The 14,463-nt window shown below is 69.8% G+C and carries 16 protein-coding genes; 4 read left to right on the top strand and 12 right to left on the bottom strand.

Annotation, left to right across the window (positions count from 1 at the left end):
• Positions 1-10 precede the first annotated feature (10 nt).
• Both dapD and BCL76_RS28450 read right to left on the bottom strand, forming a co-directional pair.
• Positions 11-991, bottom strand: coding sequence for a 2,3,4,5-tetrahydropyridine-2,6-dicarboxylate N-succinyltransferase (gene dapD, locus BCL76_RS28455; RefSeq protein ID WP_030762538.1), 981 nt, complete (start codon positions 989-991; stop codon positions 11-13).
• Positions 992-1,000: 9 nt separating this feature from the next.
• Positions 1,001-2,230, bottom strand: coding sequence for an MFS transporter (locus tag BCL76_RS28450; RefSeq protein ID WP_109782324.1), 1,230 nt, complete (start codon positions 2,228-2,230; stop codon positions 1,001-1,003).
• A gap of 96 nt (positions 2,231-2,326) precedes the next feature.
• Between BCL76_RS28450 and BCL76_RS28445 the strand changes: the two genes are divergently transcribed.
• Positions 2,327-3,235, top strand: a complete 909-nt coding sequence (locus BCL76_RS28445; protein ID WP_109782223.1) for a winged helix-turn-helix transcriptional regulator — start codon at positions 2,327-2,329, stop codon at positions 3,233-3,235.
• A gap of 54 nt (positions 3,236-3,289) precedes the next feature.
• Here BCL76_RS28445 and BCL76_RS28440 read toward each other — a convergent pair whose 3' ends face one another.
• Both BCL76_RS28440 and BCL76_RS28435 read right to left on the bottom strand, forming a co-directional pair.
• Positions 3,290-3,841, bottom strand: coding sequence for a TetR/AcrR family transcriptional regulator (locus BCL76_RS28440; RefSeq protein ID WP_109782222.1), 552 nt, complete (start codon positions 3,839-3,841; stop codon positions 3,290-3,292).
• A complete protein-coding gene (locus BCL76_RS28435) occupies positions 3,841-4,161 on the bottom strand; it encodes a DMT family transporter (protein ID WP_030720338.1) in 321 nt (106 codons plus the stop codon). Before BCL76_RS28435 ends, BCL76_RS28440 begins: the two co-directional genes overlap by 1 nt.
• 266 nt (positions 4,162-4,427) lie before the next feature.
• Between BCL76_RS28435 and BCL76_RS28430 the strand changes: the two genes are divergently transcribed.
• Entirely contained in the window at positions 4,428-5,627 is a 1,200-nt protein-coding gene (locus BCL76_RS28430; RefSeq protein WP_146228439.1) for a hypothetical protein, read from the top strand.
• A gap of 84 nt (positions 5,628-5,711) precedes the next feature.
• Here the strand turns inward: BCL76_RS28430 and BCL76_RS28425 are convergent, their stop codons facing one another.
• The 8 genes from BCL76_RS28425 to BCL76_RS28390 all read right to left on the bottom strand — a co-directional run bounded on the left by BCL76_RS28425 (position 5,712) and on the right by BCL76_RS28390 (position 12,312).
• Positions 5,712-6,056: a metal-sulfur cluster assembly factor gene (locus BCL76_RS28425; RefSeq protein ID WP_030027092.1), complete on the bottom strand. Its 345-nt coding sequence runs from the start codon at positions 6,054-6,056 to the stop codon at positions 5,712-5,714.
• Entirely contained in the window at positions 6,053-6,514 is a 462-nt protein-coding gene (gene sufU, locus BCL76_RS28420) for a Fe-S cluster assembly sulfur transfer protein SufU (RefSeq protein ID WP_030292254.1), read from the bottom strand. The genes BCL76_RS28425 and sufU overlap by 4 nt, the downstream gene beginning before the upstream one ends.
• A 22-nt stretch (positions 6,515-6,536) precedes the next feature.
• Entirely contained in the window at positions 6,537-7,793 is a 1,257-nt protein-coding gene (locus tag BCL76_RS28415) for a cysteine desulfurase (protein WP_030762523.1), read from the bottom strand.
• Positions 7,790-8,554, bottom strand: a complete 765-nt coding sequence (gene sufC / locus BCL76_RS28410) for a Fe-S cluster assembly ATPase SufC (RefSeq protein ID WP_109782220.1) — start codon at positions 8,552-8,554, stop codon at positions 7,790-7,792. The genes BCL76_RS28415 and sufC overlap by 4 nt, the downstream gene beginning before the upstream one ends.
• A 7-nt stretch (positions 8,555-8,561) precedes the next feature.
• On the bottom strand, positions 8,562-8,879 hold the full coding sequence (locus tag BCL76_RS28405; protein WP_030388907.1) for a bifunctional 3-phenylpropionate/cinnamic acid dioxygenase ferredoxin subunit: 318 nt from the start codon (positions 8,877-8,879) through the stop codon (positions 8,562-8,564).
• On the bottom strand, positions 8,879-10,057 hold the full coding sequence (sufD, locus tag BCL76_RS28400; RefSeq protein ID WP_109782219.1) for a Fe-S cluster assembly protein SufD: 1,179 nt from the start codon (positions 10,055-10,057) through the stop codon (positions 8,879-8,881). The genes BCL76_RS28405 and sufD overlap by 1 nt, the downstream gene beginning before the upstream one ends.
• 81 nt (positions 10,058-10,138) lie before the next feature.
• Positions 10,139-11,554 (bottom strand): Fe-S cluster assembly protein SufB, encoded by a 1,416-nt coding sequence (gene sufB, locus BCL76_RS28395; RefSeq protein WP_109782218.1) that lies wholly within the window; start codon positions 11,552-11,554, stop codon positions 10,139-10,141.
• On the bottom strand, positions 11,551-12,312 hold the full coding sequence (locus BCL76_RS28390) for a helix-turn-helix transcriptional regulator (RefSeq protein WP_181382762.1): 762 nt from the start codon (positions 12,310-12,312) through the stop codon (positions 11,551-11,553). The genes sufB and BCL76_RS28390 overlap by 4 nt, the downstream gene beginning before the upstream one ends.
• Before the next feature lie 412 nt (positions 12,313-12,724).
• Between BCL76_RS28390 and BCL76_RS28385 the strand changes: the two genes are divergently transcribed.
• Together BCL76_RS28385 and BCL76_RS28380 are read left to right on the top strand one after the other, a co-directional pair.
• Positions 12,725-13,651: an ABC transporter ATP-binding protein gene (locus tag BCL76_RS28385; RefSeq protein WP_109782217.1), complete on the top strand. Its 927-nt coding sequence runs from the start codon at positions 12,725-12,727 to the stop codon at positions 13,649-13,651.
• Entirely contained in the window at positions 13,648-14,430 is a 783-nt protein-coding gene (locus BCL76_RS28380; protein WP_109782216.1) for an ABC transporter permease, read from the top strand. Before BCL76_RS28385 ends, BCL76_RS28380 begins: the two co-directional genes overlap by 4 nt.
• Positions 14,431-14,463: the final 33 nt, after the last annotated feature.

Genomic DNA, 14,463 nt, shown 5'->3' with positions numbered 1-14,463 from the left:
GGATCAGGCGTCAGTTGTGGCTGTGCAGGACCTCGTTCAGGCCGCCCCAGGCCGCCTTGTACGGGCGCGCCTCGACGGCACCGGTCACCGAGTTGCGGCGGAAGAGGATGTTGTTGGCGCCGGAGAGCTCCAGGGCCTTGACGATCTGGCCGTCCGGCAGCGTCACGCGGGTGCCCGCGGTGACGTAGAGGCCGGCCTCGACCACGCACTCGTCGCCCAGCGCGATGCCCACGCCCGCCTCGGCACCGATCAGGGTGCGCTCGCCGATCGAGATGATCTGCTTGCCACCACCCGAGAGGGTGCCCATGGTGGAGGCGCCGCCGCCGATGTCGGAGCCGTCGCCGACCACGACGCCCGCGGAGATGCGGCCCTCGACCATGGAGGTGCCGAGGGTGCCGGCGTTGAAGTTGACGAAGCCCTCGTGCATGACGGTGGTGCCCTCGGCGAGGTGCGCGCCGAGGCGGACGCGGTCCGCGTCGGCGATGCGCACGCCCTTGGGCGCGACGTAGTCCGTCATCCGCGGGAACTTGTCGATCGAGGTGACCTGGAGGTGCAGGCCCTCGGCGCGCGCGTTGAGGCGGACGGTCTCGACCTGGTCGACGGCGACCGGGCCCAGTGAGGTCCAGGCCACGTTGGTCAGCAGGCCGAAGACGCCGTCGAGGTTCTGGCCGTGCGGCTTGACCAGGCGGTGGCTGAGCAGGTGCAGGCGCAGGTACGCGTCGTGCGCGTCCAGCGGCTTGTCCTCCAGGGAGGAGATGACGGTGCGGACGGCTACGACCTCGACGCCGCGGACCGCGTCGTCACGGATCGCCTTGGCCGCGGCCGCGCCCAGCAGCTCCACGGCCTGGTCGGCGGTGAGGCGCTCGGTGCCGGCCGGACCGGGCTCGGCGACCAGCTCGGGAGCGGGGAACCAGGTGTCGAGGACGGTGCCGTCGGCGGTGATGGTGGCAAGTCCGGCGGCGACGGCGCCGGTGGTACGCGTAGCAGTCATATCCGAAACCTAACCGGCGACGGCCTCCGGTCGCGAACCGGTCTCATGTGCCGGGCGGGCGGGTCGCCGCACCCCCCGCGCGCCCATGACCAGCACGATCCCCCCGGCGGCCGCGCCGAGCACCGCGCACAGCGGCCACAGCAGGTCCGGCGTGCTGTCGTACAGGGCTCCGCCGAGGGGCGCGGCGAGCACGACACCCGTGACGGAGACGCCCGCGTACAGGCTCTGGAAGCGGCCGATGGCGTGCTCGGGCGACTCGTCCGCGACGTACGCCGTGGCGGTGGTCTTGTAGAGGATCTCGCCGAAGGTGAGCAGCACCATCATCGCGACGGTGGTCGCGATGCCCACCCCGAGCATCAGCATCGCGTAGCCGCCGCCCACCAGCACCAGACCGGCGCCGATGACGTGCAGCGGGGAACGCCGGCGCAGGGCGAGGGCGGCGGGGATCTCCAGGAGCATGATGACGCCGCCGTTGATCCCGATGAGCAGCCCGTACGCGCGGGTGTCCATGCCGTGGTCGGCGAGGAACACCGGGAACGTCGTGTAGTGCTGCCGGTAGACGAGGTCGATGACGACGATCGCGCCGAGCAGCACGAGGACGGCCGGCCGCGCACGCAGCTCCCGCCACAGCCCTCCGCGGCCCAGACCCCCGTCCGGGGCCGCGGCAGGAGCTGTGGCTGCCCTGGCAGGGACGACCCGGGCGGTCCAGAGGGCGAAGAAGAGAGTGCCGAGGCCGTCCGCGACGAAGAGCCAGTCGTACGAGAGTCCGGTCGCGACCAAGGCCCCGAGCGGTGCGCCCAGCGCGAAGCCGGCGTTGGACATGCAGCGGGTGACGGCGAAGGCCTGGCGCCGGGAGCCCTCCGGCACGGTGACGGCGACCAGCGCGGAGTTGGCCGCGCGAATCACTCCGGAGGCGTACTGGGCGAGCGCCAGGACGAGGGCCAGCAGGCTTGTCGGGACCGCCGGCAGGACGACGAGGGCGGCGCCGCCGAGCGCGGAGGCGGTGAGCAGGACGCGGCGGTGGCCGAAGCGGTCGCCGTACCAGCCGCCGGTGAAGTTGCCGGCGACCAGGGCGACGCCGCCGATGCCGACGACCAGGCCCGCCTGGGCGACGCCGAGGCCGCGCGGGCCCGTCAGGTAGAGGAAGACGAAGACGAAGGTGAAACCGACGACGGCGTTGACGAAGATCCCCGCAGCCAGCAGCCACACGACCCTCGGTACGTCCTTGAACCCCTGCAGCACACCCGTGCCCCCGCCTTGCTCGATGAGTAAGTTCCTTTTGGGAACGGACTATGTCAGCATGACAGCCTTGGGTCAACGGACAAAGGAGTTCCCATGGCCCAGCGCACACACCTCGGCGACGCGGACTGCGCCATCGCCCAGGCCCTCGACGTGGTGGGCGACTGGTGGACGCTGCTGATCGTGCGCGACGCCGCGCGCGGTGTGCACCGCTTCGACGAGCTCCAGCGCGAGTTGGGGATGTCCCGCAAGGTGCTGGCGGAGCGGCTGAAGCTGCTCGTCGAGGCCGGGGTGCTGTCGCGCGAGCCGTACCAGGAACGTCCGGTGCGGCACGAGTACCGGCTGACCCCGCGCGGGCGGGGGCTGCTGCCCGTCCTGGTGGCCCTCCAGGACTGGGGAGACACCTGGGTCCTGGGAGAGGGAGAGATGACCGCGACGACCGACGAAGCCTCACGCGAGGCGGAACGGGTGCACGCACTGCGCGGCACCCGGGTGCCGCCACTGCTGCTGCCGGACCGTTTCGGCGGCCTGAGCGACCCGGTGGCGGACACCCCGTTCACGGTCCTGTACTGCTTCCCGAGCGCCTACGCGCGCGCCGAGTCCTACCCGCCCGGCTGGGCCGGGATCCCGGGCGCCAGGGGCTGCACCTTCGAGTCGTGCACCTACCGCGACCAGCTCGCGGAGTTCACCGAGGCCGGCGCCACCGTGCACGGGGTGTCGACCCAGCGCCCCGACGAGCAGCGGCAGTTCGCGGACCAGGAGCGGCTGCGGTTCCCCCTCCTGTCGGACGCGGACCTGGCCCTGACGGCCGCGCTGCGCCTGCCGACGTTCCGCGCGGCGGGCACGAGCCGGATCAAGCGGCTGACGCTGGTCGTCGACCGCGACCGCACGATCCACGAGGTGATCTACCCGATCCAGGACATCGAGGCGAGCGTACGGACGGCGCTGACGGCGGTCCGCACCGCTTCCACGGACGCCGCCGCTTCCACGGACGCCGCCACCTGACCCGCCTCGATCCGCCTCGACCGTCTCGATCCGCCTGGATCCGCCTGGATCCGCTCAGCCCCGCCGCATGATCCGCCGCAGGACCTCGCGGGCGTACGCCTCGTCGTACGGGGCGTCCGTCAGCAGGACCTGTAGGCCGATCCCGTCCATGGCCGCCACCAGCGCCCGCGCGGTCACCGGGTCGGTCCGCGGGGTCAGCGCATCCGCCATCGCCGCGCACCACTGCGCCGCCACCGGCCGTAGCGCCGGGCGGCGCAGCGCCGCGAGGTAGAGCTCGTACTCCAGCTCGACCTGACCCCGGTCCGCCGCCAGGGACTCCCCGAGCAGCCGGGCCAGGACCTCCGCGAGGTCCGCGTCCGGGTCGACCTGCGCGGTGGCGCGGGCCACCGTCTGCGCGAAGCCCTCGTTGGCCTGACGCAGCGCGGCGACCAGCAGGTCGTCCAGCGTCTTGAAGTGGTACGTCGTCGACCCGAGCGGTACGTCGGCGGCGGCGGCCGCGCTGCGGTGGGTCAGTCCGGCGATGCCCCGCTCGCCCACCACGCGGAGCGCGGCGTCGATGATCCGCTGTCGTCGGTCCGGGTCGTAGCGCCGCCCGCCGGAGGGCATCAGTGGGCCCCGCCGAGATTCAGCAGGACCACGCCGCCGATCACCAGGGCGATCCCGGCGATCTTGGCGGCGGTGGCCGCCTCCCCCAGGAACACCATGCCGATCGCGGCGATCGCGGCGGTGCCGACTCCCGCCCATATCGCGTACGCCGTGCCGACCGACATCGACTTCAGCGTCTGCGCGAGCAGGGTGAAGGCGATGGCGTAGCCCAGCAGGGTGCCCAGCGACGGCCACAGCTTGGTGAAACCGTCGCTGTACTTCATGGCGGTGGTTCCGGCGACCTCGGCGGCGATGGCCGCGGCAAGCATGACGTAGGGCATGCGTACAACTGTACACATGGATGCGTACGTGCGTACACATCCAGGGATATCGACTGCCATGCTCCTGACATGCTGATATACGGTGTGCCTTCGCCGGGGGAACGAGAAGACGGAGCACACGCATGACGCAGAACACAGGGTGGGGATCCACGGGGGCGCCCGGGCCGGGAGGCCCGGGCGGCGCGCCGCAATGGGGAGGGTGGGCCCCGCCGCCACCGCCCCAGCCCGGGACGGTGCCCCTGAAGCCCTTGGGCCTCGGGGAGATCGTGAGCTCCTCCTTCGCCACGCTCGGCCGCTACTGGAAGCAGCTCGCGGGCGTGATGCTGGCCGTACTGGGCCTGTGCCTGCTGACCATGAGCCTGCTGGCGGGCATCACCGTCGCCGCGGTGTACGACCACCTCGAACCGGTCTTCGACGCGCCCTACGGGCAGGAGCCGGCGGCCGAGCACCTCACCCCCGTCATCGTCGCGGCCGTCACGCTGTTCGTGCTGCTGTTCGCCGTGGGGCTGCTGAGCATGGCCGTGCTCACCGCTCTGTGCCCGGCGATCCTGCAGGAGGCGGTCGTCGGCCGGCCCACCACCTTCCGCGCGATGTGGCGCGCGGCCCTGCGGCGGACTCCCTCCGTCCTGGGCGCGCTGCTGCTCACGGGACTGATCGCGGGAGCACCCGTGCTCGCCGCCTTGGCGGTGTGGATTCCGGTGCTGGTCGTCTCCGTCTCCGCCGAGGAGCCGTCCCCCGGAGCGGTGCTCCTGCTGCCGCTGCTCCTGCTGCCCGCCATCCCGGTGTCCATCTGGCTCGGCACCCGGCTCAGCCTGGCCCCCGCCGTGGCGGTCATGGAGAAGGCCGGCTCCGTCGCCGCACTGCGTCGCTCGGCCGCGCTGGTCAAGGGCGCCTGGTGGCGAATCTTCGGCATCACCCTGATCGGCAGCATGATCGCGATGAGCGTCGCCTACCTGATCCAGATGCCCTTCCAGCTCGTCGGCACGTTCGGGATGATCCCGGTCATGGCCGAGGGGAGCGAAGGAGGCGATCCGTCGACGGGAATGATCGTCGCCCTGGTGATCGGCTTCGCGTGCATCATGATCGGCTCCGGCGTGAGCCAGATGTTCCACATCGGGTACACGCAGCTGTTCAGCGGTCTGCTGTACGTGGACCAGCGGATCCGGCGCGAGAACCTCGCCCAGGCCCTCCTCGCCGAACTCGCCGCACAGGCCCCCGGCGCCGCCCCTGCCCCTGCTCCCGGCCCCGTACCCACGGACGCAGCCGCGGCCGCGAACGCGAAGGCACCCACGCTGACGCCCACCCTCACGGACGCGGACGCGCCCACCGTCGCGCACCCGGACCGGCCGCAGCCGCGAACCGACCCGGAGCCTGAGACGCTGCCGAACACGTTGCCGAACGAACCGGCGGACAAGCCCACGGACAAGCCCGCGGACAAGCCGACGGACCGACCGACGGACGACTGAGCGGCCCGACGGGCCGCCCGGCGGACACGAGAAGGGCCCCCGGCATGGTGCCGGGGGCCCTTCCTCGTGCGGAACCGATCGGACTCAGACGTTGAAGCCGAGTGCGCGGAGCTGCTCGCGACCGTCGTCCGTGATCTTGTCCGGACCCCACGGCGGCATCCAGACCCAATTGATCCGAAGTTCGTTGACGATGCCGTCCGTCGCCGACTTCGCCTGGTCCTCGATGACGTCCGTCAGCGGGCAGGCCGCCGACGTCAGCGTCATGTCGAGGGTGGCGATGTTCGCGTCGTCGATGTGGATGCCGTAGATCAGGCCCAGGTTGACGACGTCGATGCCCAGCTCGGGGTCGACCACGTCGTAGAGGGCCTCGCGGACCTCCTCCTCGGTGGCCGGCTTGGTCGACGCCTCGGGCGTCGCGTTCTCGGTCATGCCGTCTTCCTCTCCGCGTCGCCCAGAGCCTGGGCCGTCGCGTCCTTCCACGCCATCCAGCTCAGCAGAGCACACTTCACACGAGCCGGGTACTTGGAGACGCCGACGAACGCGACCGCGTCCTCCAGCACCTCCTCCATGGCCTCGTCGGGCTCGATCTTGCCCTTGGACTGCATCATCTCCAGGAAGACACCCTGGATCTTCTGCGCCTCGGCCAGTTCCTTGCCCACGAGCAGCTCGTTCAGTACGGACGCGCTGGCCTGGCTGATGGAGCAGCCCTGGCCCTCGTAGGAGACGTCGGTCAACGTCTCGCCGTCGTACTTCACGCGCAGCGTGATCTCGTCACCGCACGTCGGGTTGACGTGGTGCACCTCGGCGTCGCCGTCGCGCAGGCCACGCCCGTGCGGGTGCTTGTAGTGGTCCAGGATCAGTTCCTGGTACATCGAATCCAGCTTCACTGCGTCCTCGTCGCCTCGTCCGTCAGCCGAAGAAGTTCCGTACGTGCTCCAGCCCGTCGATCAGCGCGTCGACATCGGCCGGAGAGGAGTACAGGTAGAAAGACGCTCGCGTCGTCGCAGGAATTCCGTAGCGCAGGCAGACGGGTCGCGCGCAGTGGTGTCCCACGCGGACCGCGATGCCCTGCTCGTCCAGTACCTGACCGACGTCGTGCGGGTGGATGTCACCCAGGACGAAGGAGATCGCGGCGCCGCGGTCCTCGGCCGTGGTGGGGCCGATGATCCGCAGGTCGGGCACCTCCGCGAGGCGCTTGATCGCGTACTCGGTGATCGCGTGCTCGTGCGCGGCGATCTTGTCCATGCCGATCGCGGTCAGGTAGTCCACGGCCGCGCCGAGGCCGACGGCCTGGGCGATCGGGGGCGTACCCGCCTCGAACTTGTGGGGTGCCGGGGCGTAGGTCGAGGCGTGCATCGACACGGTCTCGATCATCTCGCCGCCACCGAGGAACGGAGGCAGGTCCTCCAGGAGCTCCTGGCGGCCCCACAGGACGCCGATGCCGGTCGGGCCGCACATCTTGTGGCCGGTGAAGGCCACGAAGTCGGCGCCGAGCGCCTGCACGTCCAGCGGCATGTGCGGGGCGGCCTGGGAGGCGTCGATCAGCACGAGGGCGCCGACGTCCTGGGCGCGCCGCACGATCGCCTCGACCGGGTTGACCGTGCCCATGATGTTGGAGACCAGCGTGAAGGAGACGATCTTCGTCTTCTCCGTGATGACCTCTTCGATGTTGGACAGGTCGAGCCGGCCGTCGTCGGTGAGGCCGAACCACTTCAGCTTCGCGCCGGTGCGCTGCGAGAGCAGCTGCCACGGCACGATGTTGGAGTGGTGCTCCATCTCCGTGATGGCGATCTCGGTCTCGCGGTCGACCCGGTAGGGCTCGTCGGCCCAGCCGAGCATGTTCGCGACCAGGTTGAGCGACTCCGAGGCGTTCTTGGTGAAGATCACCTCGTCGCGGCTCGGTGCGTTGATGAAGGCGGCGACCTTGTCTCGAGCGCCCTCGTACAGCGCCGTGGCCTCCTCGGCGAGCACGTGCACGCCACGGTGGACGTTGGCGTTGTGCTGCTCGTAGTACTCGTTCAGCGCGTCGAGCACCTGGCGCGGCTTCTGCGAGGTCGCAGCGTTGTCCAGGTAAACGATCTTCTTCCCGTCGTGGACCACACGATCCAGCAGGGGGAAGTCCTTGCGGATCGCCTCGATGTCGAGGAGGCCAGGCAGCTGTGTCACGCGGTCGCGCCACCCTTCACGTACTTGTCGTAACCCTCGGCCTCCAGCTGGTCGGCGAGCTCGGCGCCACCGGACTCGGCGATACGGCCGTTCGCGAACACGTGCACGAAGTCGGGCTTGATGTAGCGCAGGATGCGCGTGTAGTGGGTGATCAGCAGGGTGCCGACCTCACCGGTCTCGCGGACGCGGTTGACGCCCTCGGAGACGATGCGCAGGGCGTCGACGTCGAGGCCGGAGTCGGTCTCGTCGAGGATCGCGATCTTCGGCTTCAGGAGCTCCAGCTGCAGGATCTCGTGGCGCTTCTTCTCACCGCCGGAGAAGCCCTCGTTGACGTTGCGCTCGGCGAAGGACGGGTCCATCTGGAGCTGCTCCATCGCGGACTTGACCTCCTTCACCCAGGTACGCAGCTTCGGCGCCTCGCCGCGGATCGCGGTGGCCGAGGTGCGCAGGAAGTTGGAGACCGAGACACCGGGGACCTCGACCGGGTACTGCATCGCGAGGAAGACGCCGGCGCGGGCGCGCTCGTCGACGGACATCTCCAGGACGTCCTCGCCGTCGAGGGTCACGGTGCCACCGGTGATGGTGTACTTCGGGTGACCGGCGAGCGAGTAGGCCAGGGTGGACTTGCCGGAGCCGTTCGGACCCATGATGGCGTGCGTCTCACCCTGCTTGACGGTGAGGTCGACGCCCTTGAGGATCTCGCGGGCGCCGTTCTCGGCCTCGACGGAGACGTGCAGGTCGTGGATTTCAAGCGTTGCCATGGATACCTCAGGACTCCTGGGTGAGGGAGACGAGCACGTCGTCCCCTTCGATCTTTACGGGGTATACGGGTACGGGGCGCGTCGCGGGCAGACCCGAAGGCTTGCCGGTGCGCAGGTCGAAGGCCGACCCGTGCAGCCAGCACTCGATCATGCAGTCTTCGACCTCGCCCTCCGAGAGCGAGACGTTCGCGTGCGAGCAGATGTCGTTGATCGCGAACACCTCCCCCTCGGTGGAGACGATGGACACCGGCGTGCCGTCGAGTTCCACCCGCTTCGGGGTGTCCTCCTCCAGCTCGCTGAGCGCGCAGGCCTTGACGTAATTCATCAGACGGAACCCTGGAGCTCGGTCTCGATCTTGGCGAGCAGACGCTCCTCGATGTCGTCGACACCGATCTGCTGGACGAGCTCCGCGAAGAAGCCGCGGACGACCAGGCGGCGGGCCTCGTCGGCCGGGATGCCACGGGCCTGCAGGTAGAAGAGCTGCTCGTCGTCGAAGCGGCCGGTCGCGGAGGCGTGGCCGGCGCCGACGATCTCGCCGGTCTCGATCTCCAGGTTCGGCACGGAGTCGACCCGCGCGCCGTCCGTGAGGACGAGGTTGCGGTTCATCTCGTAGGTGTCGGTGCCCTCGGCGGTCTTCTCGATGAGCACGTCACCGATCCAGACCGCGTGGGCGTCCTGGCCCTGGAGCGCGCCCTTGTAGACCACGTTCGACTTGCAGTGCGGGGCGTCGTGCGTGACCAGGAGACGGTGCTCCTGGTGCTGGCCGGCGTCCGTGAAGTACAGGCCGAAGAGCTCCGCCTCGCCACCGGGGCCGGCGTAGCTGATCCGCGGGTGGAGGCGGACGACGTCGCCACCGAAGGTGACCACGATCGACTTGAAGGTCGCGTCACGGCCGACCAGCGTGTTGTGCTGGGAGCAGTGGACGGCGGTGTCGTCCCAGTCCTGCACGGACACGACGGTGAGCTTGGCGCCGTCGCCGACCAGGAAGTCGACGTTGGCGGCGCGCACGCCGTCACCGGTGTGGTCGATGACGATGACGGCCTCGGCGAAGGCCTGCACGTCGAAGACGGTGTGGCCGAAGGTGGTGCCGCCCTCGCCGTGCAGCGTCACGCGCACCGGCTCGGTCAGGACCGTCTCCTTGGGCACGGTGACGACCGTGGCCTTGGCGAAGGACGCGAACGCCTGGGCGGCGACCCGGTCCACCGGGGTACCGGCCTTGCCGATGCGCGCGTCGCCGCGCTCCACCGACTCGACCGTGACGCCCTCGGGCGCGTCGATCTGGGCCTTCATGGTGCCGTCGGCGACCGCGGTGCCGTCGTGCAGGCCCTTGAGGCGGGCGAGCGGCGTGAAGCGCCACTCCTCCTCGCGGCCGTTCGGAACCGGGAAGTCCGCCACGTCGAAGGACGGGGGCGCACTCATCCGGGTGGCGACGGTGGACTCGGCGGCCACCGCGATCGCGCCGGCGGTGGTCGAACCCGCCGGAATGTTCTGAGCCTCAGCCATGGCTGTCGTCTTGCTCACTCTCTTTGAAGAACACTGCCTACGTAGAAGGATGTGCGGCGGGGAATGCCGCGCGGTCGGCGGTCAGCCGACCGATCCCTCCATCTGCAGCTCGATCAGCCGGTTCAGCTCCAGGGCGTACTCCATGGGCAGCTCACGCGCGATGGGCTCGACGAAGCCGCGCACGATCATGGCCATCGCCTCGAACTCCGTCATACCGCGGCTCATCAGGTAGAAGAGCTGGTCGTCGGAGACCTTGGAGACCGTGGCCTCGTGGCCCATGGAGACGTCGTCCTCGCGGACGTCCACGTAGGGGTACGTGTCCGAGCGGGAGATGGTGTCGACCAGGAGCGCGTCGCACAGCACGTTGGACTTCGAACCGTGGGCGCCCTCGCCGATCTCGACCAGGCCTCGGTACGAGGTGCGGCCGCCGCCTCGGGCCACCGACTTGGAGACGATGTTCGAGGAGGTGTTCGGCGCCATGTGGACCATCTTGGAGCCGGCGTCCTGGTGCTGGCCCTCACCCGCGAAGGCGATGGACAGGGTCTCGCCCTTGGCGTGCTCGCCCATCAGGTAGACGGCCGGGTACTTCATGGTGACCTTGGAACCGATGTTGCCGTCGATCCACTCCATGGTCGCGCCCTCGTACGCCACGGCGCGCTTGGTGACCAGGTTGTAGACGTTGTTCGACCAGTTCTGGATGGTCGTGTAGCGGCAGCGGCCGCCCTTCTTGACGATGATCTCGACCACGGCGCTGTGCAGCGAGTCCGAGGAGTAGATCGGGGCGGTGCAGCCCTCGACGTAGTGGACGTAGGCGTCCTCGTCGACGATGATCAGCGTCCGCTCGAACTGGCCCATGTTCTCCGTGTTGATACGGAAGTAGGCCTGGAGCGGGATGTCGACCTTCACGCCCTTGGGGACGTAGATGAAGGAGCCGCCGGACCACACTGCGGTGTTCAGCGACGCGAACTTGTTGTCGCCGACCGGGATGACCGTGCCGAAGTACTCCTGGAAGAGCTCCGGGTGCTCCTTGAGCGCGGTGTCCGTGTCGAGGAAGATGACGCCCTGCTCCTCCAGGTCCTCACGGATCTGGTGGTAGACGACCTCGGACTCGTACTGGGCCGCGACACCGGCGACGAGGCGCTGCTTCTCCGCCTCCGGGATGCCGAGCTTGTCGTACGTGTTCTTGATGTCCTCGGGCAGGTCCTCCCACGAAGCGGCCTGCTTCTCGGTGGAACGCACGAAGTACTTGATGTTGTCGAAGTCGATGCCCGAGAGGTCGGAACCCCAGTTCGGCATGGGCTTCTTGTCGAACAGCTTCAGGCCCTTGAGGCGGAGCTTCAGCATCCACTCCGGCTCGGACTTCTTCGCCGAGATGTCGCGGACGACAGCCTCGGAGAGACCCCGCTTGGCAGCGGCGCCGGCCGCGTCGGAGTCGGCCCAGCCGTATTCGTAGGTGCCCAGGCCATCGAGCTCAGGGTGAGCGATCTCCGTGGTCATGCGGGGTTCCTCCCGGCCGTACTTGCAGATACTGATGTGTCGGTCTGTGTGGTGCTCGCGCTACGCGGAATGAACGTCGTGCACACCCCGTCGCCGTGCGCGATCGTGGCGAGGCGCTGCACATGGGTCCCGAGCAGGCGGGAGAAGACCTCGGTCTCCGCCTCGCACAGCTGCGGGAACTGCTCGGCGACGTGCGCGACCGGGCAGTGGTGCTGGCAGAGCTGTTCACCGCTGTGCGGACCGGGAGCGCTCTTCGCCGTAGCAGCGTACCCGTCCACGGTCAACGCCCTGGCAAGGGCCTCCGCGCGCTCCTGCGGGGCGGCGGCCTCGACGGCCTCCTGGTACGCCCGCGCCTGCGCCTCCATCCGCGACCTGGCGAAGGCGGCGACGGCCACCTCGCCCTGCTCGCCGCCGCCGACCGACTGCGCGATCCAGCGCAGGGCGTCCGCGGCGAGCGTGTCGTAGGACTGGTCGAAGGCGTCGCGGCCGCAGTCGGTGAGCGCGAAGACCTTGGCGGGCCGACCCCGGGTGCGCGCACCGTACACACGCTGCTCACGGGGTTCGACCACGTCGTCGGTGACGAGCGTGTCGAGGTGGCGGCGGACGGCGGCCTGGGTGAGGCCGAGACGCTGGGCGAGGTCGGCGACGGTGGACGGACCGTGGTCCAGGATCGAGCGCGCCACGCGGTTGCGGGTTGACCGCTCCCCGGTGCCGAGCTCCCCCTGAGGGGTGTCGATCTGCCGTTCGCCGTATTTCACAACGCCATTGTTGCGTAATTAACCGAGCCGCGACAAGCCGTGATGGACGCCACCCCTGGTGGCCTCCATCACTAAGGGTTACCTTATTTATCGACGGAGAGTTATTCGGACGGGGACATTCCGCTATCTTCCGGAACGCCTTCGAGGAGCCCGTGAACCGCTCCCACCAGCACACCTGTGCTCGCGGCGGTTCCTGGGCGCCAGGAGGACCGAGGTCCGGAAAAGATCACCGAAACATGCCGACGTCTCCAGGACCGGAAGACTGAAAAAGAGCGGTTTTCGTGAAGGGGCGTTCGATTCTCCGCGCACGAACCGGCGACGAAGCGGCGAAGAAGCGGCCACGAACCGAGGACGAAGGGGCCATGACCCCGGCACCTACGACCCCTCCCCGGGCTCCGTAGACTCACCCCTCATGAGCAACGACCCCGCCGTGGAGATCCGCGGACTGGTGAAGCGGTACGGCACCAAGACCGCGGTGGACGGCCTGGACCTCACCGTCCGGAGCGGCTCCGTCACCGCGGTCCTCGGTCCCAACGGCGCGGGCAAGACGACCACGGTGGAGACCTGCGAGGGCTACCTGCGCCCCGACGCCGGCACCGTCCGCGTCCTCGGCCTCGACCCGGTCGCCCAGGCCGAGGCCCTGCGCCCGCGAATCGGCGTGATGCTGCAGTCCGGAGGCGTCTACTCCGGAGCCCGCGCCGTCGAGATGCTCCGCCACATGGCCAAGCTCTACGCCGCCCCGCTCGACGTCGCCCCCCTGGTGGAACGCCTCGGACTCGGCGGCTGCGGCCGCACCCCCTACCGCCGGCTCTCCGGCGGCCAGCAGCAGCGCCTGGCCCTGGCCATGGCCGTGGTCGGCCGCCCCGAGCTGGTCTTCCTCGACGAGCCCACCGCCGGCCTGGACCCGCAGGCCCGCCGCGCGACCTGGGACCTCGTACGGGAACTGCGCACCGACGGGGTCACCGTCGTCCTCACCACCCACCACATGGACGAGGCCGAGCAGCTCGCCGACGAGGTCGCCATCGTGGACGCGGGCAAGGTCGTCGTCCACGGCAGCCCCGAGCAGCTGTGCCGCGGCGGCGCCGAGAACACCCTGCGCTTCACCGGCCGGCCCTCCCTCGACCTCGCCTCACTGCTGAAGGCGCTGCCCGACGGCACCGAGGCCGCCGAGCTCACTCCGGGCGTCTACCGGGTCACCGGCGACGTCCACCCGCAGCTGCTGGCCACCGTCGCCTCCTGGTGCGCGCAGCACGGCGTGATGCCGAGCAGCCTCACCGTGGAGCGGCACACCCTCGAAGACGTGTTCCTGGAACTGACCGGTAAGGAGCTGCGCGCATGAGCGCCGGTACGTTCACCCCCCGCCCGGGGGCCGCGCCCGTGTCCCGCATGATCCTCGCGCAGACGGCGCTGGAGACCCGGATGCTGCTGCGCAACGGGGAGCAGCTGCTGCTCACCGTGATCATCCCGGCGCTGCTGCTGACCCTGTTCTCCGTGGTCGACATCGTCGATGTGCCCACTCAGGAGGGGGGCAGCGGGAAGTCCGTGGACTTCCTCGCGCCGGGGATCCTGGCGCTCGCCGTGATGTCCACCGCCTTCACCGGCCAGGCCATCGCCACCGGCTTCGACCGCCGCTACGGGGTCCTCAAGCGGCTGGGGGCCTCCCCGCTGCCGCGCCGGGCCCTGATGGCCGCCAAGACCTTGTCGGTGCTGTTCACCGAGGTGCTGCAGATCGCCCTGCTGACGGTGATCGCCCTCGCGCTGGGCTGGTCCCCGCAGGGCGACCCGCTGTCGGTGGCGGCGCTGATCCTGCTGGGCACCGCCGCCTTCTCCGGCCTCGGGCTGCTGATGGCGGGCACCCTGAAGGCCGAGATGACCCTGGCCGCGGCCAACCTGGTCTTCCTGCTGCTGCTGGTCGGCGGCGGGGTGATCGTGCCGCTGGAGAAGTTCCCGGACGCCGTGCGGTCGGTCCTGGAGCTGCTGCCCATCTCGGCCCTGTCCGACGGACTGCGCGAGGTGCTCCAGCACGGGGCCTCGCTCCCGTGGGGCGACGCGGCCGTCCTGGCGGGCTGGGCCGTACTCGGTCTGGGCGCCGCCGCGCGGCTCTTCCGCTGGGAATGAAATCCCTCCCCTCCTGGCGACGATGCCGCGAGG

Origin of the sequence: Streptomyces sp. CG 926, from assembly GCF_003148825.1 — a bacterium.
In the GTDB taxonomy this organism is placed as follows: domain Bacteria; phylum Actinomycetota; class Actinomycetes; order Streptomycetales; family Streptomycetaceae; genus Streptomyces.
The sequence above is the reverse complement of the archived record's forward strand: the minus strand, read 5'-3'. Positions and strand labels throughout refer to the sequence as shown.

Coding starts and splice junctions, on each gene's coding strand:
- dapD (WP_030762538.1), bottom strand. CDS start 991: ATGACTGCTACGCGTACCACCGGCGCCGTCGCCGCCGGACTTGCCACC.
- BCL76_RS28445 (WP_109782223.1), top strand. CDS start 2,327: ATGGCCCAGCGCACACACCTCGGCGACGCGGACTGCGCCATCGCCCAG.
- BCL76_RS28440 (WP_109782222.1), bottom strand. CDS start 3,841: ATGCCCTCCGGCGGGCGGCGCTACGACCCGGACCGACGACAGCGGATC.
- BCL76_RS28435 (WP_030720338.1), bottom strand. CDS start 4,161: ATGCCCTACGTCATGCTTGCCGCGGCCATCGCCGCCGAGGTCGCCGGA.
- BCL76_RS28425 (WP_030027092.1), bottom strand. CDS start 6,056: ATGACCGAGAACGCGACGCCCGAGGCGTCGACCAAGCCGGCCACCGAG.
- sufC (WP_109782220.1), bottom strand. CDS start 8,554: ATGGCAACGCTTGAAATCCACGACCTGCACGTCTCCGTCGAGGCCGAG.
- BCL76_RS28405 (WP_030388907.1), bottom strand. CDS start 8,879: ATGAATTACGTCAAGGCCTGCGCGCTCAGCGAGCTGGAGGAGGACACC.
- sufD (WP_109782219.1), bottom strand. CDS start 10,057: ATGGCTGAGGCTCAGAACATTCCGGCGGGTTCGACCACCGCCGGCGCG.
- sufB (WP_109782218.1), bottom strand. CDS start 11,554: ATGACCACGGAGATCGCTCACCCTGAGCTCGATGGCCTGGGCACCTAC.
- BCL76_RS28385 (WP_109782217.1), top strand. CDS start 12,725: ATGAGCAACGACCCCGCCGTGGAGATCCGCGGACTGGTGAAGCGGTAC.
- BCL76_RS28380 (WP_109782216.1), top strand. CDS start 13,648: ATGAGCGCCGGTACGTTCACCCCCCGCCCGGGGGCCGCGCCCGTGTCC.